Source organism: Clostridioides sp. ES-W-0016-02, assembly GCF_020641035.1.
Classification (GTDB): Bacteria; Bacillota; Clostridia; order Peptostreptococcales; family Peptostreptococcaceae; genus Clostridioides.
In genome coordinates this window covers 2,093,798-2,118,979 of record NZ_CP061361.1, presented here as the reverse complement: position 1 = coordinate 2,118,979, position 25,182 = coordinate 2,093,798, and the positions used below count along the sequence as shown (strand labels likewise).

The window sequence follows — 25,182 nt, the reverse complement described above, 5'->3', positions numbered from 1 at the left end:
AAAATCCTCCTAAAGAATTAATATTGTCATATTAGTACCATGTATATTATAATTCAAATATAATCATAAGTAAAATAAATAATACTAATATTTGATATAAGGAGTAGTTATGTATGAACGTAAAACTTGAATTATATAAAGTTTTCAATGCAGTTGTAAGTCATAAGAGCTTTTCTGTTGCTGCCAAAGAATTATTTATGTCACAGCCAGCTGTAAGCCAATCAATTAAACAATTAGAAGAACAATTAGATACTATATTATTTTATAGAAATAATAAAGGTGTAAAGTTAACTCCAGAAGGGAAAATTTTAAGTGAACATGTTGCTACTGCATTAAACTTAATCGCATCAGGAGAAGATAGAATAAATAAATTTAAAAAATTGGAATATGGTTCATTAAAAATTGGAGTAGGAGATACAGCAGCACGTTTTTTTCTATTAAAGTATTTGGAAATTTTTCATAAGAAATACCCACATATACATGTATCTACAATAAATAGAACTAGTAGAGAGCTTATATCCTTACTTAAAGATGGTAATATTGATATAGCAATCATAAATATGCCAATAGAAGATGAAACATTAAATATCGTTGAATGTATTGAGATACATGACATATTTGTATGTGCAAATGATTACATAGAATACAAAGGAAAGCAAATATCTTTAGAAGAATTAAATTTGTTACCTTTGATAATGTTAGAAAATAAAGCAAATTCAAGGCTTTATGTAAATGAATATTTTTTATCAAAAGGTATAAAACTAAACCCAGATATAGAATTAGGCTCTCATGAATTACTTTTAGAATTTGCATATATAAATCTTGGAGTATCTTGTGTTATAGAAGAATTTAGCATAGATTACTTAAATAGTGGAAAATTATTCAAATTAGACATAAAAGAGCCAATACCTAAAAGAAGTATAGGTTATTGCCATTTGAAAAATATCTCTCTATCACTAGCAACAAAAGAGTTTTTAAGTATGATATCTAATAATATGTAAGTTTATATTTGGCATTTCTAAAATAAGTTTAATAAAAATAAATTAAAAAGTACCTACATATACATGTATCTTACAATAAATAGAACTAGTAGAGAACTTATATTATTACTAATAATGTTGTAGATTTGAGAGATTTATAATAAGCTAATTTTTATTAAATTAGAAATAAGGTTAATTTGAGCACATTTATATAATTAATATCGTATTTTAAATATGAACAGTATATTAGATTAATGTATAAAGGAGGATTAGAAATGTCTGATTCTGAATATCCTCAAATGAAAACCTTAGAAACTAGAAACTGCATACTAAGACCGGCATCATTAAATGATACCGAGGATTTTTTTGATTGTTATAAAAATAAAGTAGTAGTAAAACATTTACCATTTAATGAGCATAAGTCTTTAGAAGACACAAGAAAATTTATAAAATCATTTTTTTTAAATCCATATAAAAAAGGAAAAATAGGTCACTTTGCAATAGTGTACAAAAGAGATAATAAAGTTATTGGGAATATGGGGTTTAATAATATAAATCCAAAGGCATTGGAAGCTGAAATTGGCGTATGTATTAATCCCAATTACTGGGGTCATGACTTTGCTACTGAGATAACTAAAAGAGTAATACAATATGGATTTAGAGAACTAAATCTAAATAAAATCATTGCGATAACCTATGAGGAAAATGCGAATTCTACAAAATCATTAGATTTATTGGGTTTTAAATGTGTAGGAAAATATATCAAAAAAATTCATACTGGAAGCACAATAAAAAATGTCCCATGTTATCAGTATGAATTGAAAAAATAATGAGTATTTAGTATTCTAATAAATGTTAGATAAAAACAATGCCAAAATCATATTATATCTACTAAAAAGGTTTAGTATATTAATTAATATACTCACACTTTAATATGATATGATTTTGGCATCTATAAGTTATTAAAAACTATATAAACAAAGTTATAAAACAACTTATTAATTTTCTAAGTTTTTAAATCCTTCTCCAAGAACCTCATGTACATCTGTAACAATAACAAATGCAGTAGGGTCAGTCTTTTTAACTAATCTCTTAAGATAAAGTTCTTGCTTTTTAGAAACTACAACAAGTAGTACTTCCTTGTTTTCTCTAGTGTAACCACCTTTACCATCAAGAATAGTAAGACCTCTATCAAGTTCTTTTGTTATGGCTTGTCTTAAACCTTCAGGTTCTTCAGAAATAATAAAAAATGCTTTTGAATGATCAAATCCTTCCATTATCATATCTGCTATTTTTATTAAGACACAAAGTGCTATCCCAGAGTAAAGGCCTGTTTCTATACTACGATTTACTATACCAGAAGATATAACGACCATTCCATCTAAACAAGACATAAATTTTGTAGCTTTTATCCCTGGAAACTTTTTACTAAGTATAAGTGCAATTAAATCTGTTCCTCCAGTAGAAGCATCTGATTTAAACATTATTCCTAAACCTATCCCAACTAAAATTCCTCCTGCAATAGCTGATAGTAGTAAGTCATCAGTTAATCTCAATTTTGATAGTGGGTCTGTCAATTGGACTATAGCAGAGAATACTATTGTCCCAAATAACGTTTTTAATGAATTTTTTGTACCCATAATTCTGAAAGCAAGTATTACTAATGGAACACCTATGATTAACATGATAGCTGATACTGGAAGCCCTGTAACTTTATTTAACACTAAAGATAGACCACTAAGCCCTCCAGGAGCAATTGTATGTGGTTTTAAAAACATATTTATACCAATACTCATTGATATACAACCAAAAAATAACCCAAGCATTTCAAGTAAAATTGGCGACTTTTGTTTTTTCATATAAACACCTCCATGAACTTGTCACAATTTAATATTATAACATATTTGACCAGTTTATATTATATAAAATTTCTTGACATAAGCAATTTCAAGTGTTTTATTATTCTTAATATTTGTGAAATATTTCCAAAGTACATGATTTTCTGTCATTCTTCTAACACGATTATTTTTTAGTGGAAATTTTTTATATGTTATAATTTTTAATTCTTTTATTAAAGTATCCCCTATAAAAGTGGTTCTATGATATGCTTTTCTATTTTCATTAATATACACATATTATTTTGTATTCAGATTTAGATAGTTTAATATTTAATAAGTAATTTTAAACTGTTTTATATATCATCACTGTTTTATATATTGTCATAGTGCTTTATTAAATAACAGATAACTTGATAATATAAAACTATACACATATAATTTAAGATAGTATCATATTTAAGAAGATTTACCTTAAAAATAGTTAAAAAACACAAATATATAAGTTTTGGAAAAGAGTTGATTAAATGCGTAAGTCTGGATACAGGACAATACTTTACTCGTACATTATTTTTTTCTTAGTGCTTTTCTGCCTGGCTTTAACTGCAATAGGAATTTTCTTATCACTTATTAATGTTCAGCATCCAAATGGAAAAAGCATACGTAGTGACTGGCCTCAAAATTTTATGGAAAGTTTTATTGAGCAAATTATATTTATAGATAATAAACCACAAATAAAACAATCTGGTTTGGAAAAGCTTCGAGAAAATCAATTATGGATACAAATCTTAGATAGTTATGGAAATAGAGTTTATGGATTTTCAGAACCAAAAAATCATAAAAATCATTATTCTAATTCTGAGTTATTGGAATTAGCCAAGAAAGATACTCCAAATGCTGATACGGTATACTTGAGTACTATTAAAAATAATGAGGATGAATTTATTTATATTATACACTTTCCACTTAATATTTCTAAAGTAACAATGTTTTTTGATGGGACTAAATTTATAGGTGGAAAACCTATTGTGCTTTCAATAATAGGTATTATATTTTTAATAGTTTTAATTTCTGGAATTGTCTATGGATATTGGGTAACAAAATTTATTTCACGAATCACGTCTTCTGTTAGTGATATTGCAAAGAGAACATATCTTCCAACCAAAGCGAAAGGAGCTTTTGCTGATGTCTATGATAGTTTGAATACTCTTAATGAAGAAATTCATATCAGTGATGAAATGAAAAAGAAAACAGATATTATACGAGAAGAATGGATTTCAAATATAACTCACGATTTAAAAACTCCCCTTTCGCCAATAAAAGGATATGCAGAGATACTTGTAGACACTGATAATATTCTTTCATATGAACAAGTACATAAATATGCTTCTATCATGCTTAAGAATATAGAATATACAAATACACTTATTAGCGATTTAAAGTTAACATATCAATTAGAAAATGGTATCATTCCGTTGAATAAGCAAAATAGCAACTTGATAAGGTTTTTGAAAGAGTTAGCTATTGATATTTTGAACTATCCAGAATATGGAACTAATACAATTGAATTTGACAGTAACATTGACAATATTAAATTTACTTTTGATTCTACACTTCTAAAGCGTGCATTTAGTAATCTGATTATTAATGCTTTTATGCATGGAAGCCAAGATACCAAAGTTTCTTTGAATGTAATGATATATGATAAAATTAATATAACTGTTTTAGATAATGGGAAAGGAATGACAGAGGAGGAAGTATCAAATTTATTTAATCGTTATTATCGTGGCACTAATACAGAACAAAAAACAGAAGGAACTGGTTTGGGATTGGCAATAACAAAGCAAATTATTGAGCTTCATAGAGGAACTATATCGGTTGAGAGTATTTTATCTTTAGGAACTACATTTCATATTTCCTTTCCTATCAATTAAGGTTAAATAAGGTTAAATAAAAGATATATTAAGGTTGATAAATTATCATATTTATATGGTAGTTATCAACCTTTTCTTATTTAGGAGAAGGCTTAATTTTAGGAGGAAATTTAATGAAAATAAAAAAATTCTATGATTATCATTACATAAGTAAAAGCTTTTTTATCTGACTTTATTTATGGAGTATTAATTAGCATTAAGAAACTTTAGAGTTACATTAAATCAAGAAAGTAGGTGTAAATTTGAAAATTATATTAAAATATATCCTAACAAACATTAAAGAACGAAAAATAAGAACAGCAGTTATGTTGCTATCCGTAATTTTATCAACAGTTTTACTTTTCGTTTCCTTTTCAATTGGATTGTCTTATGAAAGTGCACAGAGAAAAATGGCAAGAGGTATGGCTGGGACTGCAACAATAGCTGTTCAAGGTACAGGTTCAAATAAATTAATTAGTTTAGAAGATATACCAGATTTACATTCCATAAAATCAAAAGTCGGAATATTAAAAAGCTCTGCTGTTTATCATGAAGATGGATATTATGAATCATTCGATATTATAGCAGCAGATTTACCACAACTAAACAAAATTAATAAACCACGATTGGTAAATGGAAATAATATCACTGATTTTTCTGGTGATAAAATTATTCTTCCAGACCGTTTCACATCAAAATATAAAATTAAAAAAGGTGATTTAATCACTTTACAAATTTATAGTAAGCCTTACACTTTTGAAGTGGCTGATATTGCTGCATATGACACAGTCTTTTTGAGACATACAAGAGGGGTAAATGCATTAATACCTAAAGACACACTATCCAAAATTTTAAATAAAGAAAGTGGATATACAAAAATTTTGATAGAGCCGAAAAACGACATAACAACAGAAAATTTGATAAATGAATTATCAGAAAAAATTTCAACTAAAGAATATAAAGTATCAAATACTGTAAATGAAACTCAGATAATTGCAGATGCTAGACAGAAAACAATGCCATTTTTCCTAATAAGTTTTTTTGCATTAACTATGAGTATTTTTATTATATATAGTAGTTACAAGGTAATTACATTAGAGCGTCTTCCAATCATTGGAACATTTCGAAGTATTGGTGCTAATAAAAAAACAGTAACTAATATTTTACTATTTGAAAGTATATTATATGGAAGTGTTGGAGGGTTACTTGGAATTCCGATTGGTATAGTTGTTTTAAATTTCATGCTTCATGGTCTTGGTAATTCTCTTGAACAAGGTATATCAATTCCAACAGTAATATCTCCAATAGTAATTATTTCTTCTTTTTTAGTAGCGATAATTGTTTCTCTACTTAGTTCATATATACCTATAAAAAAGACTAGTAAGTTATCAATAAAAGATGTTGTTTTGGAAACGGTGGAAGAAAAGAATATTTCAAATCGTACTATATTTTGTATAGGTTTTATAGTACTTTTTTTATCTATTCTACTTCCAAGGATAACAACTGAAAATACTTTGTATTTAGCTGGAGGATTTTCGTTATTAGGACTGATTATATCTACTATTATTCTAATTCCTATTTTTACTGATACTATGTCTACAGTATTTGAATTTATTTATGAAAAGATTTTGGGAAATGAAGGTAAATTAGCTGCCAGAAATATGAAGAATAATAAAAATATCACACAAAACATTACATTACTATTTATAAGTATTTCTGCTGTAATTGCAATAAGTGTTGTAGGAAGTTTTGTCAAGACATATATAGGCGATGTATTTCGTGATGCCAAGTTACAGGGATTCGCAGATGGAAATATGAATCAAGAATTTATTGAAAATGTTAAACACATGGATGGAATTAAAAAAGTTTTACCTATCTATGTTATGAACAATGAAATATCTTGTGACAGTATAAAATTTTCAAGAGTAGAAGCAACTGATAATATAAAATCATATAGTTCTATGTTTGCAATAAATTATACTAATTCTCATATGAAGGAAGTAGCAATTAAATCTTTTGAAAAAGAACGCTCTATTATTTTAAATGAAGATACACTTAAAAAAACAAGTTTCTCTGTAGGGGATAAAATAATTGTATCTGATGGTGATAAAAAGGTTTTTTACACAATAGTTGGAAGTTTTAAATCTCGCGCAAATGATGTAGAAGCTGTTATACCATCTCGTTATGCAGTTAGTGATTTCGATAAAACTACATATGGATTTTTAGCTTACACAGCAGTCAATCCAGATGTGATTATGATTCAGATAAGAGATTTATTTGGAGATACATCTAATTGGAGTCGTACTGTTGAGGAATTCAACAATGACTCTTTAAATACTATAAATAGCTTTTTATCTCCTATGAATAATATGACCTATTTTATTTTACTGCTTGCTACAGTAGGTATAATTAATAATCTATTGATAAACTATATTCAAAAGCGACGTTCTATAGCTATGTATAAATCTGTAGGACAAAGTGATAAACAGAATATTAAAATGACTTTAATTGAAGGATTTACATCAGGTTTATTTGGTGCTTTTATTGGAGTATTAATATCTATATTAGAAATTCAGACGATTTTCATAGTTGCAGGACCAAAGATTTCAATGACACCAGATTTAGATTTTAAAACATTCATTTTTGTTGGAATGTTAGGTATTACGGTAACATTAATCGGTTCAGTAGTACCAATTATAAAAGGAAAGAAAATGAAATTAGTAGAAGAAATTAAATTTGAATAAAAATGGAGGATAACACATGAAAGCAAGCTATAAAAGTATAGCAATAGAAGCAAAAAATATTATTAAAGAATTTAAAGTTGATAATACAACTACTAAAGTTTTAAAAGATATATCTTTACAGGTGATGAAAGGTGAGTTCGTTTCTATTATGGGACAATCTGGTTCTGGCAAGAGTACTCTTTTATATATTTTAGGTGGGCTAGATACTCCAACAAGTGGAAAGGTATATATGAATGGAACAGATATATCACATTTCAATGACGATAAGATGAGTATAATACGTCGTAGAAATATAGGGTTTGTATTCCAATTTTATAATTTAATACCTAATTTAAATGTTGAAGAAAATATTATGCTACCTCTATTACTAGATGGGAAAAAAATGAATGATTACAAAAATCAATTAAACGATATTTTGGAAATTGTTGGATTATCAGATAAACGTAAACATATTCCACGTAAGTTGTCAGGTGGTCAACAACAACGTGTTGCAATAGCACGTGCATTAATAGGAAAACCAGAGATTTTATTTGCTGATGAACCTACTGGAAACTTAGACAGTAAGACAGGAGCAGAAATAATGCAATTACTCCGTAAAATAAATCAAGAAAGTGGTCAAACAATAATTATGGTGACTCATTCACCTGAAGCTGCTGGAAGTAGTAATCGTATTATTACAGTTCTAGATGGTGTAATAGCAGAATAATTAATAGATATATTTTGGTAATTTTTACATAATAATTTTAAATATTCTTAAAGATTTCAAGTCTTTTTAGATTGTATAATTTTTATATATATGAATTAGAATATGTTAAATGTGTTATAATATTAAGACAATGAATAAAAAATTATACTCTATGTAAATTATTTTATTTATTGTTTATTAAACATATTATTAGGGTATTTATTTAAGACAATAAAATATTTAAAAGTCTAAGTAATAATTGGTAGAAGTTTTGGCAAAATATACAAAAACTAATTGATTATATACGTTATATGGGTATATAATAGATATTGTTTTAATAAAATACTTGAAAGGGAATGATTTGATGAAAATTACTTTACCAGAAACAGCTATTGATACTTTAAAAAGTATCTTAAAAGACAATCAAGATAAACCTAACAATGTAAGAGTATACTTTGCAGGTGTTGGTTGTGGAGGTCCTTCTTTTGGATTAGCTTTAGATGAGAAAAAAGAAGATGACTTAACTTATGAAGTCGGAGAATTACAATTTGTGATGAGCTCTGATGAATATAGTCAATATGGAGATATAATTATAGAAGATACAGGATTTGGATTTAGAGTAATTCCAGAAAATATGAAAGATCAAGGTGGAGGAGGATGCTCTGGTTGTTCAGGGTGCCACTAGAATTGATTTTTTAGTATATTGAGAACTCTCTTTGATAGAAATAATTTTCTATTCTAAGAGAGTTCTTTTTATTTTTAAGTAAGATAATGTATAATAAAAAATGTATTTTACTAATTTTTATATGTAAGGAGAATTTATTGTGAGAAGAAGACGAAAAAAAGGTGCAGATGAAAAACTTTTAAGTTATACAGAATATGTCTTAAGAGAAGATATAGACAAGTTAAAGGGCAAATGGAGTATAAAATTTGGAAATGATAATCCAATACATGTTGAATTTGGAACTGGAAAAGGTCAATTTATTACAACCTTGGCCAAGCAAAATCCTGATATAAACTATATTGCTATGGAATTAAAGGAAGAAGTACTTTTAAAGGCTGTTGAAAAAGCTGATGTTTCTAATTTAAATAATATATTATTTTTATGGGCTGATGTAAGTGATATTCTAAATTATTTTGAATCTAAAGAATTATCTAGGATTTATATAAATTTTTGTGACCCATGGCCAAAAAATAGATGGAGTAAAAGAAGACTTACTCATTCTGGATTTTTAGAGATGTATAATAATATTTTAGAAGATAATGGAGAAATTCATTTCAAAACAGATAATGAAAAATTATTCGAGTTTAGTTTAAATGAAATTGCTGCAAATAATTGGCTCTTAAAGAACATTTCTCTTGATTTAAGCAGTAGTGAGTATAAAAATAATGTTACAACAGAGTATGAGGATAAATTTATGTCACAAGGAATGCGAATATTTAGATGTGAAGCTAAAAAACGTAACTAGTAATATGTTTATAAGTTTAATAGTAGAAATTTATGCTAATTTATATTAATAAAGTGTACGAAAGTAGGCATATATAACAAGGAAACAGAGCCCTCTCATAGAAATTAATTTACTATGTAAAAAATTTTGTTTTATGTGGGAGGGTGCTATGAATTTAGCTAATTTAATACCATTTCTTATTTCTGCGACGGCTTTAAATCCAATAAATTCAAACGATAAGATTTTAAGTGAAAACCAACTTAAAGATATTTTTCCTGATGCTAACCTGAGAGCAGTTGTAAAGCGATATGTAAATCCAGATGAAATGACTATAAGTAATATAAAGGCTTTGGATGGTGAATTTTATGCAACTGGAGAAAATATTTCAAATTTAAAAGGTATATCATATCTTGAAAACATAGACAATTTTATTTTTTGGAACAATAACATAAAGGAACTTCCTAGAGAAATACTAGGTCTAAAAGATATGGACTCAATTAATCTTGCAAATAATTATTTAATTAATGATAATACAGTTAATTCTCTTTCAAATAATGGTGTAGATGTAAATTGTGATTTGAATTTTATTGATACAAAAGATAATCAATATAAATTAGATTCTAAATACCATAATATTGACATATCAAAAGGCGAGAGTATTGATTTGAGAAAAATAGTTACAAAGAAAATTGATAGTTATTACAAATACTGGGAAGTAACTAATAGCCTTCCGAAAGATTTAAACTTTGTGGTATCTGTAAGTGATAAGAGTATACTTTCATGTAAAGATATGATTATTAAGGGTAATAATAAAGGGCAAGCAGTAGTGAAAGTTATACTAAATGACAAAGATGATTTAAATACATCTCAAGAAGTTTTAATCACTGTAAATGTAAAATAACATAAAATAAAGTGTATATTTATACAACTTATTTAATTATTATATTTTTAATTTTAATATTAAATCAAAACAAAGGTTGCTAGTAACAAGGCACTAATATTAATGTTTTGTTACTAGCAACCTTTAGATATCTATAAATAGATTATCTAAAAAATCCCATTTCTTTTGTTAGTAGACCATATTCCTATTAAAATTATCAATGAATATACTATATACAAAACTATTCTTATATACTGAACATCTAGTCCAAAAAACTCAATATTACTTTGTGAGGTATGCAACATCACAAGTACTGCAGATATACCAATAAGCAAAGGATTAATTACTATTTGCTTATCAGTTCTTAAAATCATTATTTTTCCCATCCAAATTATCGATAATATAAAAAATAAAACTTTAAGACCAAACTCTAATGTATCTACCAAAGCGAAAACATCCCTTCATTTATAATAAATTTTTCAGCTTAATCAAATATAAAACCCTAATATAACTTTTTAAACTTGTACTAAATCCGTATAAGATAATTTAATTAAGTTCTATAAAACTTTATCTACATTAATATATACTACACTATACTTTGCATTTCTTAAATATAAATTATTAAAATTAATAAAATTTTGTTCATGAGTGTATAAAGATATATTTCATTATTTAAATGCATATCATTATATATACAGTTTTAGGAGGCGAGGTATATGGAATCTAAATTTTTTAATTGGTACACTCAATCCTTAGGAGGAACTTTTGGTATTATATCATGTATATGTGCTTATTTAAATGGATATATGTTTGTTTATACAAATAGTGCTAGCAGTTATTTTGAAAGTATAGGATTTTTAGGAATAATTTCAAGCTATGTATTACTTCCACTTTGTATGCTAACGTTGATTTTTGGAATTATACGTTCTTATACTCCAGATACATCTGATAAAAGTATTTTTGATATACCATTTTTTACTTTAAATAAACGATTGATACTTGTTACAGTAGTTTTTGGATTTATTGGTGCTAGATTTTATTTTATAATTCCTGCAATTTTAATGACTTTTAACTTATATAGTAGTATTTTAATCACTAAATTAAAAGATATACTATATAAAAACAAAGAAAATGATACTAATATGAAAGAAAGCGAAGTCTAAATTGCATAATTTTGGTATTTGTCTTAAAAATTCCCGAGGTATTAATTTGTATTTTATTGTATTTTGCAAAATATATTGAATTTTATTCATTTTATACTTATAATTTATATTAATAATGGAAAATTAAAACAAAAGAATTTACTGGTTGTTAATTTAAAATTAAAATATATCTGAATGTGTTGATTCTATAGTCAGCACTTTTTCTTTTATAAATTTGCTTTTTGTGATATAATATTAGCACCAGGTAATAATACAAGGGGGTAACAACATGAACATCAATGAAATTAAGGAATTATTAAAGGTCATAGACTCAACTAACTTAGAATATGTAAAGCTTGAAAGTAGTGATTTTAAATTAGAAGCATCTAAAAAAACTGAAGTTACAAGCTCACCTGTTTTAAGTGTACAACAAGAATCGGTAGTAGATCTTTCTTTAGAAAAGCCATTTGTAAACGAGGAACCTGTAGTATCTAATGAGAATTTATCAATAGTAGTAGCTCCTTTGATGGGGACATTCTATGATTCTCCAAGTCCAGATGCAGAAGGTTTTGTCAAGGTTGGCGATGTAGTTGAAGAAGGTGACACTTTATGTATATTAGAAGCAATGAAGCTAATGAATGAAATAACAAGTGAAATTAAAGGTGAAATAATTGAAGTATTAGTTGATAATGAAGAACTAGTAGAATATAATCAACCTTTATTTAAGATAAAACCATTGTAGTAGGAGGTATTTAAGTTGATAAAAAAAATACTAGTTGCAAATAGAGGTGATATAGCAGTTAGAATCATCAGAACGTGTAAAGAACTAGGTATAAAAACTGTCGCTATCTATTCTGAAATAGATAAAGATTGTTTTCATAGATATATAGCTGATGAATCTATTTGCATAGGGCCAAACAATATAAGCAAGAGTTATAATAACATAGAAAATATTATATACCTTGCTCTTAAATTAAAATGTGATGCTATTCATCCAGGTTTTGGCTTTTTATCAGAAAACCCTGAATTTGCAAAACAATGTGAAGAGAATAATATTATTTTTATAGGTCCAACAAGAGAACAAATGATTTTGATGGGAGATAAATCTAGAGCGAGAGAAACTATGATGGAATTAAATATCCCTGTTGTTCCTGGTTCAGAGTCTGTTTTAAAAACTAAGGAAGAAGCTTTAGAAGTTGCAAGAGAAATTGGCTATCCTGTTATGATAAAAGCCTCAAGTGGAGGCGGTGGAAAAGGTATGAGAATCGTTAGAAAGGAAGAAGAGCTTTTTTCAAATTTTGATATGGCAAGTTCAGAAGCTTTAGCAGCATTTTCTAATAGCGATTTATATATGGAAAAATTCATAGAAAATCCTAGACATATAGAAGTACAAGTATTTGGTGATAAACATTCAAATGCAATACATTTAGGTGATAGAGATTGTTCTATGCAAAGAAGAAATCAAAAAGTAATAGAAGAGTCTTTAAGTCCATACCTTTCAGATGAAGAAAGAATAAATCTTCATAAAATTGCAGTGGATATAGTAAAAGGTGTAGGTTATATTGGTGCTGGTACTATTGAATTTATAGTTGATAAAGATAAAAACTTTTATTTTATAGAGATGAATACAAGAATACAAGTTGAACATCCAGTCACAGAGATGGTAACAAATCTTGACCTTATAAAACTTCAAATATCTATAGCTAATGGAGAAGAAATACCTTTTAAACAAGAAGATGTTGTTTTTAGAGGTCATGCTATTGAGTGTAGAATAAATGCTGAAGATTCATCAAATAATTTTGCTCCATCACCAGGTAAAATAGAGTCATTAAATTTACCTGGAGGTTTTGGCGTTAGATTTGATACTTTTGTATATACAGGATATACTATACCACCTTTATATGATTCTATGATAGGTAAATTAATATGTTGGGCTGAGACTAGAGAAGAATGTATAAATAGAATTTATAGAGCTCTAGATGAAATTATTGTAGAAGGTATTAATACAAATGTAGAATTCCAAAAGGCACTTGTAACAAGTGAAGAGTTTAGAAAAGATACTCATCATACCAAATTTATAGAAGATGTCTTTATGAAGAAAGAATTTGCTACATTATAAGGAGTAAATAGATTATGATAAAAAAATTTTTATCATCAAAAGAATCTAAGTATGTTACGATTTCTTTAGATGACAACTTTAAAAAGAATAGTGTAGATGATAAATTTTGGACTTATTGCAAAGGATGTAATAGTCATGTATTTAGAAAAGACATAGAAGAAAATTCATTTGTATGTCCAAAATGCTCAAGACATTATGGTTTAAGAGTTCGAAATAGAATAAATTTATTGATTGATAAAGGGACTTTTATGGAATTTAATTCTGATATAGAATTTCAAAATCCATTAAACTTTCCTAAATATAAAGAAAAAGTAGACTCTTATAAGGAAAAAACGAATGAGTCAGAAGCTGTTGTCACAGGTTATGGAAGATTAAATGGAATTAAAACAGTTATTTGTGTAATGAATCCTGATTTTATGATGGGAAGCATGGGTTCTATTGTTGGAGAAAAAATAACTTACTCAATAGAATATGCTGCCAAAAACAATTTACCTATAATTATTTGTTCTGCTTCAGGAGGAGCTAGAATGCAAGAAGGTATGGTATCTCTTATGCAAATGGCAAAGACTTCTCAGGCACTTGCTAAGCTTGAAGAAAAGTCATTACCATATATATCAGTTTTAACTGACCCTACTACTGGAGGCGTAACTGCTAGTTTTGCTATGCTTGGAGATATTATAATTTCTGAACCAAATACATTAATCGGTTTTGCAGGACCAAGAGTAATAGAACAAACAATAAATCAAAAACTTCCTGAAGGATTTCAAACTTCTGAGTTTTTACTTGAAAAAGGTTTTATTGACATGATAGTAGATAGAAGAAAAATGAAGGAAGTATTGTATCAAATTCTTGCTATGCACAAGAAATAGGGCATAAAGGAGGAACTGTTTTGATTGAAAATAATAATGATAAAATAAAAGTCTTGGAAAATGATATCAAACAATTAATAGCTATTTCTGAGGCAAATAACATAGATTTAAGTGATAAAATAAATTCCCTTAATGAAAAATTAGCAAAGCTTAGAGAAGATGCCTTTTCACATCTATCACCATATGAAAAGGTAGTGTTAAGTAGAGATATAAAAAGACCTACAACTTTGGAATACATAGAACATATTTGTTCTAATTTTTTAGAGCTTCATGGAGATAGGCTTTATAAAGATGACCCTTCTATAGTTGGAGGAATAGGGCAAATAGGAAAATTCAATGTTACTATAGTTGGTCACCAAAAGGGAAGAGATACTAAAGAAAATATAAAAAGAAACTTTGGTATGCCTCATCCAGAAGGATATAGAAAAGCGTTAAGACTTATGAAGCAAGCTGAAAAATTTGACAGACCGATAGTGACATTTATTGATACATCAGGAGCATTTTGTGGTCTAGAGGCAGAAGAAAGAGGACAAGGAGAAGCTATTGCAAGAAACTTACTTGAAATGAGTAAACTTTCTGTTCCAGTAATTACCTTTGTAATTGGTGAAGGTGGTAGTGGAGGAGCTTTAGGAATTGGAGTAGGCAATGATGTGTGTATGTTAGAACACTCAGTTTATTCTGTAATTTCACCTGAAGGTCTTTCGAGTATCTTATTTAAAGATTCATCTAAAGCAAAGGAAGCTTGTGATGTTATGAAACTTACAAGTAATGATTTATATGATTTAAAAATAATAGATAAGATTATAAAAGAACCTCTTGGTGGTGCACAAAAAGATGTAGAAGCTGTTTCAAAGGAAATGAAGTCTTATATTTTAGAAAGATTAAATCATTATAAAGATATGCCTAAAGAAGAAATAATGTCTCAAAGGTATAATAAATTTAGAAATATTGGAAAATGCTTATAGAATATAAAGAAATTTGTAGATTTTTCATTATAAAATGGTTTTAAAAAATAAAGGTTTTCTTAAATCTATTATAGAAGTATATTTTTATAAAAGTATACTTTAAATGATGATTGTAATTAGTAAATGGCAATTGTGATTTAGTACTTTAGGTAATGGATACTTTAACAAATTAACAAGGAGATGTTGAAATGGAAGTACTAAAAGTTTCATCAAAATCTAATCCTAATTCTGTAGCTGGAGCTTTGGCTGGAGTACTGAGAGAGCGAGGTATTGCAGAAATACAAGCTATAGGAGCTGGAGCTCTAAATCAAGCAATAAAATCAATTGCAATAGCAAGAGGATTTGTTGCACCTAGTGGAATGGACTTAGTGTGTATTCCCGCATTTACTGATATAGAAATCGAAGGTGATAAGAAAACTGCCATCAAACTTATAATTGAACCTAGATAATATATCTTTTTGTTAGAATTTAATCAAGTTTTAAAGGTTGACTATGGAAATGATGTCCTGTAGTGAACCTTTTTTACTTCGATATATTTTATTTTATATAAATTTTAATGTATAATCTTAATTAAACAAATAAGTTTGAAGGAGATGTATATTATGAAATTAAAACTATTTTTAGAAGAGTATGCAGTATGTAGATTAAATAATAACAGTAAAATACCAACATGGATAGATACAGAAAAATTTTACTCTATAACTAAAACTGATGATGAATTGAGCATTGTATGTTCAAATAACAATATTCCTTCTGATATTAAGTCAGAAAAAGAATGGAGAATACTTAAAATCTTAGGCCCTTTAGATTTTTCACTTATAGGAATTTTATCTAAGATAAGTGGGTTATTAGCTGATAATAAAATAAGTATATTTGCAATTTCTACATATGATACAGATTATATTTTAATCAAAGAAAAAGATATAAAAAATGCTTGTAAAATTTTAAACTGTAATGGATATGAGATAGAGTAGTTGAATACTTAAATGCGAGGTCATAGTTTATGATTCATATAGTTGAGATTTTTAAAATAAGTATAATAAATATCTTTTGTTTTATAGGAATATTTATTGTATTTGGATTGATTTTTAGTATTATAGAAAATTTAAATAATAAATATATCTTTTTATCTTTTGGAAAAACTGGTGTCATTGTAACTGGAGCTATAGGAACTTTTGTACATGAATTGAGTCATTTAATAATGTGTTTGATTTTTATGCATAAAATAAATTCAGTAAAATTCTTTAGACCAATTGAAAGTAAAAATGATGGAGTATTAGGATATGTAAATCATAGCTATAAAAAAGATAATATTTATCAGAGTATAGGAAATTTTTTTATAGGAATCGCTCCAATTATAGGTGGAACAATGATAATTATTTTACTTTTTAGAATACTATTACCAGATAGCTATATTAAAATAATACAAAGTATAGATTTAAAGTTATATGTAAGTATGATTAATAACTTTAATATAGCAGGTTTTACACAGATTATTTTAGATGATATTTTTAATTTTGTAAAAATAATATTGTTAACGCCTGATATATATTCATTAAGATATTTTATATTTATGTTTTTAATGTATTCAATTTCCACTCATATGTCACTTAGTAGTGCCGATTTAAAAAGCAGTTTAAAGGGTTTGAGTTTTATAGTTATAATTATATTTGCAATTAGTTTAATCATATACTTATTTGGGCTTAATAGCTTAAATATTTCTAATTTAATAGTAAAGTACAATATATTTATAAGTTTTTTTATGACAATAGGTGTTATTTTTTCAATAGTAACTCTCATAATATCTTATATTTTTAGTTTGGTAAGTCCATTTAAAAATTTTAATTAAGATATTAAATCTTATACTATTTTACTTTCATTGAAAAGATAGTAAAATTCAAAATTGAAAGAGAGTTTAATAAAACATAAAATTTCTCGATATATTTTAGTAAATACTTATTAAGTATATATTGAGAAATTTAAAAAGAGCATTTGAATTCAACTAGTCTTTAAATGTGGATTTAGGGAATAGTTAGTGCAAAAACCAATTAGAGCACTACTAATCTCTTAAAAAATACATTAATTGATTAAATTAAATATTTATGCTAACATAGCTACATTGTTATTAATAAAAATAACTTACAAATATTCATATTTTAATTTTAGGAGGTTTAAATTTGAATAATGATAAGAAAATTATAAAAGTACATAATAAATCTGATAAACCTGATAATATTGTCATCAAAGAAAATGAACTTATAGAAAAATGTCTACTTTTGGAAAATAAACTTCCTGCATTTATGAAAGATTATTTTATATATTTAAAAGGTTCTGTTGCTGTCTCTACACGACTTGCTTATTTAGAAGATATAAAGTTTTTCTGTTTATACATGATTGAGACAAAGGAATTAACAAGTGCAGATTGTATAAAGGACATTACAGAAAGTGATTTTAACATGATAAAATCAAGAGATATAAACTTATTTTTAGGTGATTATTGCAGTAGATATTATAAAAATACAGAGAAAAATACATTGATTTTTGAAAATAACAATAGAGCTCTGGCAAGAAAAAAATCATCCATCTCTACTCTATTTAAATTTTTATATAGAAATTCTCAAATAGATAGTAACATAACTGATGGATTTAATCCAATAAAGCTACCTAAACCACAACCAGATGCTATCAAGCGTCTTGAAATAGATGAAGTTGCAAAAATGTTAGAGTCAGTAGAAACAGGTGAAGGTCTTACTGAAAAAGAAAAAGTTTATTGGAAAAAAACTAGATTACGTGATAAGGCTATATTAGCTCTATTTGTTACATATGGGCTTAGATTAAATGAACTCAGAGAACTTAATATCTCCTCTTTTAATTTTTCAAGAGGTGAATTTAAAATATATAGAAAACGTGGAAAAGAAGTCTTAATGCCTATAAATCATACTTGTGAACATGTAATAAAAGATTATTTACAAAATGAGAGAACAAGAGATGACTTACTAGATGATGAAGTTAAAGATGCATTGTTCTTATCTCTTCAAAATAAGAGGATTACAGCAAAAGCTATAAGAACACTTGTAAAAAAATATACCTCTATTCCATTAGATACAACTAGAGATAATGGATATAGCCCTCATAAATTAAGAGCAACTGCTGCAACTTCTCTGATTCAAACAGGATTTTCTATATATGATGTTCAAAATTTACTCGACCATGATAATGTCACGACTACTCAACTTTATGCCGCACATAAAAAAAATGTAAAACGTGATATAGTTAAGAATTTTGAATGGATTGAAGATGATTAAAAATCAGGAACAAATGTTTGCAGATATAAATGGATTATGTTATAATTAAAAATATAAATGTATGGAAATAAAAACAAAATATGTTTGGAAATGAGTGATGTTATGTATTTAGATCTAACTGAAAAGCAAGTTTTAATACTGGAATTTATAAAATCTCAAATCATATTAAAAGGCTATCCACCTGCTGTAAGAGAAATATGTACTGCTGTAGGGTTACGATCTACTTCAACTGTGCACTCTCATCTAAATAAACTTGAAAAACTGGGATACATAAGAAAAGACCCTACTAAACCAAGAGCTATTGAAGTTTTAGAGCGTAGTAAAGTCAATGATGTTTCTGGAGCTAACCAGGAAATAATAGAACTTCCTTTAGTAGGTCAAATAACAGCTGGAGAACCCATTTTAGCTCAACAAAACATAGAGGAATATATTCCATTCCCTGCCAGTTTAGTAAAGGGCAGTAATAATTTTGTATTAAAAGTAAAAGGCGAAAGTATGATTAATGCAGGAATTTTAGATGAAGATTACGTTGTAGTAGACAAAAAAAATACAGCCTTAAATTCTCAGATAGTGGTTGCACTTATAAATGGTGAATCTGCGACGGTCAAGAGATTCTTTAAAGAAGGAAACTCTATAAGACTTCAACCAGAAAATGATTTTATGGAACCAATTATGCTTAAAGACTCAGAAGTTGAAATTGTAGGTATTGTAACTGGTGTATTTAGAGTTATAAAATAACTATTAAAGAATATCAAAAAAATAAGCTATTTAATAGATAAAATGTATCTTAATTTCTTTATTTTATCTGTTTGGAATAGCTTATTTTTATATGCATTTACTTTTTTATAATATTTAATGCTTTTTATTTATTATTTCTCATACTTTAGCTATTGATATTTTAACTATTGCTTTCCATAACATATATCACATGGGTCATTTTTCTTACTTTCTGCAATTGTACCTGATAATATTTTTTTACTTCTTGAAAGCCCACTACAATTTTTAGTTGAGTGATAACTCTTCCCTTTTGGAGTAAAATACACTGTTTTTGACGAATTTGATACATTTTGTTCCTTATTTAAGGATTCGTTTTTGTCTGTATTGTTATTTAAATTTTCGTAGTTTCCATCTTCTCTAACACCCTTTTTGTAACTTCCATCTTTACAGCTTGTAAAAACTCCATCACCTGTAGATTCAAATACTATATCTGAACATTCGTCACTTCTATGTACTTTTACACCCATCTTTTTTAATTTGTTCATTGTTTCCTCATGTGGATGACCATATGAATTACCTTTCCCAACTAAAATTACTGCATATTCAGGGTTTACTTTATTTAAAAAAGCCTGAGATGAACTACTACGAGAACCATGATGAGCTACTTTTAAAAGGTCTACTTCTCCAAGTTTTGATAGTATTTCTTTTTCTGTACCTTCCTCAGCATCACCTGTAAATAAGGCTTTATCGTTACCATTAGTATATGCAAGTACTAGTGATTGTTCATTAGTAGTATCTCCTCCATTTGTATTTAGAACTTCAAAATAGGAGTCTTCAAGATAAAACTTTTTATTTTCAAGAGGTACACTTGGAGATAAATCCTTATTTGCTAAAGCATTTATAAAATCTCTGTAACTCTTTGTTTCTGCTGAACCATTTGATACAAAAACATTTTCTATATTGAAATTTTTTACAACAGAATCAAGTCCCCCTAGATGGTCTGCATGAGAATGAGTAGCTATAAGATACTTAATATCTTTTACCCCTTGATTATTTAGGTAGTCTACCATTAAATTCTCATCATCGTTATCTCCCCCATCTATCAACGTAAAAGTTTTGCCCTCTTGAATTAATATTGCATCACTATTTCCAGTATTAATAAAATGAATTTTTATATTTTTATCATTTGATATACTACTAGATAAAGTTTCTTGGTTATTTGATTGATTATTTTCACTGTCTGTTGCACTACTACATCCAGTTAAATAAATAGATATAGAAATTATCAATAAAAATACCAAAGCTTTAATTTTACAATTTCTTTTGTTTTTTATATTACCTTCTATCATAACTTACTCCTCCATTTTCACAATACTTTATGTCATCTACCGACTTATTCTATCATAATTAGCCATTTGATATCAATATTTATCCTATACAGTTAATTTATCTTGTATTAATAATAAAACAATAATATCTCAACTTTTTTTATTTTAATAATATAATTTATTAACTTTTTATATATTTTTAAGTAATAATATTTAATATAATAGTAATGATGATAAATTACAAAATAAAGGATTTTTAAGCTTTAATCCATTGGAAAAATATACTATAATATATGTATTAACCAAGAGAAAATAGCTAAATAAGCTATTCTTAGTAATATAAAAATATATTTCTAGATTTTGATAACTGTCAGTTTAACTATCATAACCTATATTTGAGGAAAGAAATTCCCATTTCAAACCTAGCTAAAGGATGAGTTATTGACAGAATTTTTACTCAGGAGGTAAAAATGAAAGATAATTCACATTATACACTCATTCTAGCATTAGCTGATATAATTGTTGGAAAACAAATAGATACAAAAAAAGTCACTAAATCGCTTGAACTTATATGTAATAGTTTTTCGTTTGAATGTGCTCTAGTATATGAAGTAGACCAATATAATCATTTTAATTTAACTGAGAATTACAGTTTGAATGACATAAAATTATGTAATAGTTTCAATGCATATGAAATTGAATCGGATTTTCAAAAGCAATTAGCTCATCAGAAAATAATTTATTTAAATAAAAATAAAAATTATAAACCATGTGAGATTGATTTTATGAATATTTTTCATGCAGAATCTTTGATTGGAATATCTGTGATAGATGAGAATTTTAATAATTATGGCTTTATTTTATTTTTAAATACTACATCTAGGAAAATAGATTTTTCTGATTCTGAACTTAATACACTATGTATTGTCCTTTCACTACTTGAAAAGTATTTAAGTGTAAGAATACATAGAAATAAAGTTTTCTTCACACAGACTGCACTTGAAAGCATAATAAATAATACAGGCATAGATATTTATGTCATTGATTTTTATACATATGATATTATATATGTAAACAAGTCAATGGCTGAACCTTATGGTGGGATATCTCAATTTTTGGGTCAGAAATGCTGGCAGGTTCTTTTCCCTGGGCAGACATCTCATTGTGAGTTTTGCCCACAAGAAAATCTTATTGATGAAAACGGCAACATTACAGGAGTACATACCTGGAATTATCAAAGACCTTTTGATGGAGCATGGTTTAGAGTATTTAGTACAGCTTTCAGATGGATTGATGGTCGTCTTGCTCATCTTGTTAGTAGTGCAGATATAACTGATAATAAAAAGAATGAAGAATTAATTGAATATATGGCAAATTATGATGTATTAACAGGTCTTCCAAACCGAAGAATGCTTATTGAAGAATGTAAAAATAGAATTGACAATGCTAAAGAAGATGAGCAAGGGTATGTAATCTTTTTCGATATTGATGGTTTTAAAGTAATTAATGATAATTATGGGCATGATGCTGGTGACGAGTTTCTTATAAAATTGGGGGAATTCTTCTCATCAATTCCACTTCTTAAAAATTCAGTTTATAGAAATGGTGGAGATGAATTTGTTGCTGTAATTGGTGGTGACATTACAAAAAATAACATACGTAATTTAGTAAGTTTTATACATGAAAGGTTTAAAAACCCATGGAATTTAAAAAATGGTTCTATATATTGTAATACTAGTGTTGGTATAGCTTGCTATCCAGAAGATGGAAATAATGCTGAAGAATTAATTAATAAAGCAGATCAGGCAATGTATCAAATTAAAAAAACTGGCGGTTCAGGAATATGTTTTGGCTACCAGTTAATAAAAAATGATTAAATCTAAATTTTTTAATCAGCAGTAAAAGGGTAATAACTAGAATTAGTTATTACCCTTTTACTAATTAATTGTAACATGATATGAGTTTTTACGATGTTTTTTTACATAATATTTAAATAATAATTTATAAAGCAATAACATAGAAAATTGACACCTTATAAGTTTTATATTATATAAAATGAATTATTTTACATCAGTAGTACCCAGTTATGCATTTTAAACGCCCATTTATGTTTAAAATATTGCAAAATTCTTCCAAAAACTATAATATATTAAATATCAACAAAAATAAATAAACTTTTTCCTTAAAGAAGGCTTAAAGCTCACACCAACTGCCTTCTTTTTTTTTATAATTTTTTAACTATTTATTTTGATTAATATTTATTTCATATTTTAGCTCTACTCTTCTAGATGCATCTCTATTTACACTATTATCTCCGTTTTTTAAGAGTTCAGCTTTTGACCTACCTATTGCAATAATATGTTTAGTTACCTTATCTTTATATTTATAATTACCTATTTCATCTCCTACTATAAATTTAGCAACGCTATATGCCCTTCTTTGTGATAAATCTAAATTATAGATATAGCTTCCTACATCGTCTGTATGGCCTTCTATAACTATTTTAGATATATAGTCGCCATAATCTTTATAAATAGTTTCTATGTACTTTGGAACAAACATTTTTAACATCTCTTTAGCCTCTGGTTTCAAGACATCACTATCTACATCAAACATTGTCCTTTCACCAAAAGTTACTTGACCATTAGCCTTATCCACTTTCACAGGTATACCACTTTTTTTAAAGGTATCTTCAACAGAAGCATTCACATTTTTAGCTAAATCCTGTTCAACTGAACCTGAGATACTTTCTGAACTAAATAATATAAGAATTACAACCATCAACACAGTGGATAATAAATCTGTAAATGTTGGCCAGAAACTACTCTTTTCAAATTCTCTGTTAACAGTTCTTCTATATTTATTATTCATTTAACTCATCCTCACCTATGACCTTTATTTCTTTCTTTTCTATCTCATAAATTTCTTCACTTAAAGGATTAAATATACTATCAATATTACTTTCAAATAAGTCTTCACTATCAAGAGGAACTTCGTCTTGCATGAAGGAGTTATTAAACATAACATCTAGCTTATCTTGAATGTCTAAAGAGTTCTCAAACATTATATCTAGTTTGGCTTGTAAGTCATTAGAAAAGTTCTCAATAATACTTGAAAGATTCTTAATTGAATCGTCTAGAGTATATTTTTCGTCTAAAAGAATTTTTTGATTTTGAGATATTTTGTTTTCATGAGTCATTAATTTAGTTAACAAATCTTGAGCACTTCTTTCATATAAAGCAAATCCTGCATTTATATTTCTTATATAATCTTTAATTTTATGTTGGCTTTCAGTGGAATTATATATATTTTTTGAGGATTCTTTTATATCAAATAAAATTTCCTTATTTATATTATCTTGATTATCATACTTATCAAACAGTTTTACAAATTTTACATTTAAAATATTAAACTGTTTATCTAATTTTCTTACACTTTGGTCAAATGTCTTAATAGAACTTTGAGAGCCTTCTAAAAGACTTTTTAAAGCTTCTATTCCACTAATAAATTCGTCATTAAAATCATTTAAGTCTTTAGATATTTTATCAAATTTTTCAATAGCTTCTATAGACTTGCTTATTTGTTTTATTGTATTTTTTACCTCCTCTACTTTTAAATCCATTCTTTCTGATTTAATATGAGTTACCTCAGAAGTCAGTAGATTCTCAGCTTTTAACATTATTTGTATCAAAACATGTTCACAGTCTTTTATCTTTGTAAAATAGCCTATAATTAGAGAAAACACCACTCCAAATATACTAGTTGTAAATGCAGTTTGCATGCTACTAATAGTCGAAGGAAGTGAATTTATAATATCTTTAGTATCAACACATAAAAGCATTGTAGAAAGCCCAACAAATGTACCTAAAACTCCAAGTAATATACTTATTGAAGATGAATTTTTTATGCTCCTAATTTTTTCTAATATCGATAAGTTATTATATTTTAAATCTGATACAACTTCTTCTACAAACGAAGTTATATTTACATCAGCATAAGGATTTTCTTTACTATATGTATAGTAATCATTCCTTATTTTGCTATAAAATACACTCGTTTTATAGTCTTGGTTGATTTCTTCTAGTTTTGAACTTACAAACAAATACAACTTGTTGTTTTCCATAATTTTAAAAATAGAATACACAGTTATTGCAAGTAAAAATAATATAGTTATTGGATTAGTAAATATTGACTCTATCAAATTAGTTATTATGTTACTCAATTTTATCCCCTACCTTATAATTTATTTATC

General features: G+C 26.9%; 24 protein-coding genes. 19 read left to right on the top strand and 5 right to left on the bottom strand.

What is annotated here, in order from left to right; genetic code table 11:
• Positions 1–113: 113 nt before the first annotated feature.
• On the top strand, positions 114–1,001 hold the full coding sequence (locus tag IC758_RS10355; RefSeq protein ID WP_227435156.1) for a LysR family transcriptional regulator: 888 nt from the start codon (positions 114–116) through the stop codon (positions 999–1,001).
• 254 nt (positions 1,002–1,255) lie between these two features.
• Positions 1,256–1,810 (top strand): GNAT family N-acetyltransferase, encoded by a 555-nt coding sequence (locus tag IC758_RS10350; RefSeq protein WP_227435157.1) that lies wholly within the window; start codon positions 1,256–1,258, stop codon positions 1,808–1,810.
• 168 nt (positions 1,811–1,978) lie between these two features.
• On the opposite strand, the gene IC758_RS10345 is transcribed toward IC758_RS10350, so the two are convergent.
• Positions 1,979–2,839 carry a YitT family protein gene (locus IC758_RS10345; RefSeq protein ID WP_227435158.1) on the bottom strand — a complete coding sequence of 287 codons (861 nt, stop codon included), beginning with the start codon at positions 2,837–2,839 and terminating at the stop codon, positions 1,979–1,981.
• Positions 2,840–3,342: 503 nt separating this feature from the next.
• Here IC758_RS10345 and IC758_RS10340 point away from each other — a divergent pair.
• From IC758_RS10340 to IC758_RS10315, 6 genes are all read left to right on the top strand, one after another.
• Complete coding sequence (locus tag IC758_RS10340; protein ID WP_227860399.1) at positions 3,343–4,749, top strand: sensor histidine kinase; 1,407 nt, start codon at positions 3,343–3,345, stop codon at positions 4,747–4,749.
• A gap of 242 nt (positions 4,750–4,991) precedes the next feature.
• The gene (locus IC758_RS10335) at positions 4,992–7,472 is read left to right on the top strand and encodes an ABC transporter permease (RefSeq protein WP_227860398.1); all 2,481 of its coding nucleotides are present in this window, start codon (positions 4,992–4,994) and stop codon (positions 7,470–7,472) included.
• A gap of 16 nt (positions 7,473–7,488) precedes the next feature.
• Complete coding sequence (locus IC758_RS10330) at positions 7,489–8,178, top strand: ABC transporter ATP-binding protein (RefSeq protein WP_227482654.1); 690 nt, start codon at positions 7,489–7,491, stop codon at positions 8,176–8,178.
• Between the two features lie 343 nt (positions 8,179–8,521).
• Positions 8,522–8,842: a Fe-S cluster assembly protein HesB gene (locus tag IC758_RS10325; RefSeq protein WP_227435162.1), complete on the top strand. Its 321-nt coding sequence runs from the start codon at positions 8,522–8,524 to the stop codon at positions 8,840–8,842.
• Positions 8,843–8,981: 139 nt separating this feature from the next.
• Positions 8,982–9,626: a tRNA (guanosine(46)-N7)-methyltransferase TrmB gene (gene trmB / locus IC758_RS10320; protein ID WP_227435163.1), complete on the top strand. Its 645-nt coding sequence runs from the start codon at positions 8,982–8,984 to the stop codon at positions 9,624–9,626.
• A 148-nt stretch (positions 9,627–9,774) separates the two neighbouring features.
• Positions 9,775–10,506 (top strand): hypothetical protein, encoded by a 732-nt coding sequence (locus IC758_RS10315; protein ID WP_227435165.1) that lies wholly within the window; start codon positions 9,775–9,777, stop codon positions 10,504–10,506.
• Between the two features lie 146 nt (positions 10,507–10,652).
• Here IC758_RS10315 and IC758_RS10310 read toward each other — a convergent pair whose 3' ends face one another.
• Positions 10,653–10,931, bottom strand: coding sequence for a hypothetical protein (locus IC758_RS10310; protein WP_227435168.1), 279 nt, complete (start codon positions 10,929–10,931; stop codon positions 10,653–10,655).
• A gap of 270 nt (positions 10,932–11,201) precedes the next feature.
• Between IC758_RS10310 and IC758_RS10305 the strand changes: the two genes are divergently transcribed.
• From IC758_RS10305 to lexA, 10 genes are all read left to right on the top strand, one after another.
• Positions 11,202–11,648 carry a hypothetical protein gene (locus tag IC758_RS10305; protein ID WP_227823936.1) on the top strand — a complete coding sequence of 149 codons (447 nt, stop codon included), beginning with the start codon at positions 11,202–11,204 and terminating at the stop codon, positions 11,646–11,648.
• 268 nt (positions 11,649–11,916) lie between these two features.
• Positions 11,917–12,369 carry an acetyl-CoA carboxylase biotin carboxyl carrier protein gene (gene accB / locus IC758_RS10300; RefSeq protein ID WP_227435173.1) on the top strand — a complete coding sequence of 151 codons (453 nt, stop codon included), beginning with the start codon at positions 11,917–11,919 and terminating at the stop codon, positions 12,367–12,369.
• Positions 12,370–12,384: 15 nt separating this feature from the next.
• Positions 12,385–13,746, top strand: coding sequence for an acetyl-CoA carboxylase biotin carboxylase subunit (gene accC / locus IC758_RS10295; protein WP_227435176.1), 1,362 nt, complete (start codon positions 12,385–12,387; stop codon positions 13,744–13,746).
• A 14-nt stretch (positions 13,747–13,760) separates the two neighbouring features.
• Positions 13,761–14,615 (top strand): acetyl-CoA carboxylase, carboxyltransferase subunit beta, encoded by an 855-nt coding sequence (gene accD, locus IC758_RS10290; RefSeq protein ID WP_227435179.1) that lies wholly within the window; start codon positions 13,761–13,763, stop codon positions 14,613–14,615.
• 20 nt (positions 14,616–14,635) lie between these two features.
• Entirely contained in the window at positions 14,636–15,580 is a 945-nt protein-coding gene (locus IC758_RS10285) for an acetyl-CoA carboxylase carboxyltransferase subunit alpha (RefSeq protein WP_227435182.1), read from the top strand.
• A gap of 188 nt (positions 15,581–15,768) precedes the next feature.
• Complete coding sequence (locus IC758_RS10280; RefSeq protein WP_003424039.1) at positions 15,769–16,029, top strand: stage V sporulation protein S; 261 nt, start codon at positions 15,769–15,771, stop codon at positions 16,027–16,029.
• A gap of 153 nt (positions 16,030–16,182) precedes the next feature.
• Positions 16,183–16,554, top strand: a complete 372-nt coding sequence (locus IC758_RS10275) for an ACT domain-containing protein (protein WP_227435185.1) — start codon at positions 16,183–16,185, stop codon at positions 16,552–16,554.
• Positions 16,555–16,583: 29 nt separating this feature from the next.
• Entirely contained in the window at positions 16,584–17,429 is an 846-nt protein-coding gene (locus tag IC758_RS10270) for a hypothetical protein (protein WP_227823935.1), read from the top strand.
• 328 nt (positions 17,430–17,757) lie between these two features.
• Complete coding sequence (locus IC758_RS10265; RefSeq protein ID WP_227482655.1) at positions 17,758–18,885, top strand: tyrosine-type recombinase/integrase; 1,128 nt, start codon at positions 17,758–17,760, stop codon at positions 18,883–18,885.
• Between the two features lie 102 nt (positions 18,886–18,987).
• A complete protein-coding gene (lexA, locus tag IC758_RS10260) occupies positions 18,988–19,623 on the top strand; it encodes a transcriptional repressor LexA (RefSeq protein WP_227435195.1) in 636 nt (211 codons plus the stop codon).
• 164 nt (positions 19,624–19,787) lie between these two features.
• Here the strand turns inward: lexA and IC758_RS10255 are convergent, their stop codons facing one another.
• The gene (locus IC758_RS10255) at positions 19,788–20,951 is read right to left on the bottom strand and encodes a ComEC/Rec2 family competence protein (RefSeq protein ID WP_227823933.1); all 1,164 of its coding nucleotides are present in this window, start codon (positions 20,949–20,951) and stop codon (positions 19,788–19,790) included.
• Positions 20,952–21,400: 449 nt separating this feature from the next.
• Here IC758_RS10255 and IC758_RS10250 point away from each other — a divergent pair, with 449 nt between their 5' ends.
• Positions 21,401–22,807 (top strand): sensor domain-containing diguanylate cyclase, encoded by a 1,407-nt coding sequence (locus IC758_RS10250; protein ID WP_227823932.1) that lies wholly within the window; start codon positions 21,401–21,403, stop codon positions 22,805–22,807.
• A gap of 361 nt (positions 22,808–23,168) precedes the next feature.
• On the opposite strand, the gene IC758_RS10245 is transcribed toward IC758_RS10250, so the two are convergent.
• Entirely contained in the window at positions 23,169–23,801 is a 633-nt protein-coding gene (locus IC758_RS10245) for an OmpA family protein (protein ID WP_227435201.1), read from the bottom strand.
• Positions 23,794–25,152, bottom strand: a complete 1,359-nt coding sequence (locus tag IC758_RS10240) for a hypothetical protein (protein ID WP_227823931.1) — start codon at positions 25,150–25,152, stop codon at positions 23,794–23,796. The genes IC758_RS10245 and IC758_RS10240 overlap by 8 nt, the downstream gene beginning before the upstream one ends.
• Positions 25,153–25,182: the final 30 nt, after the last annotated feature.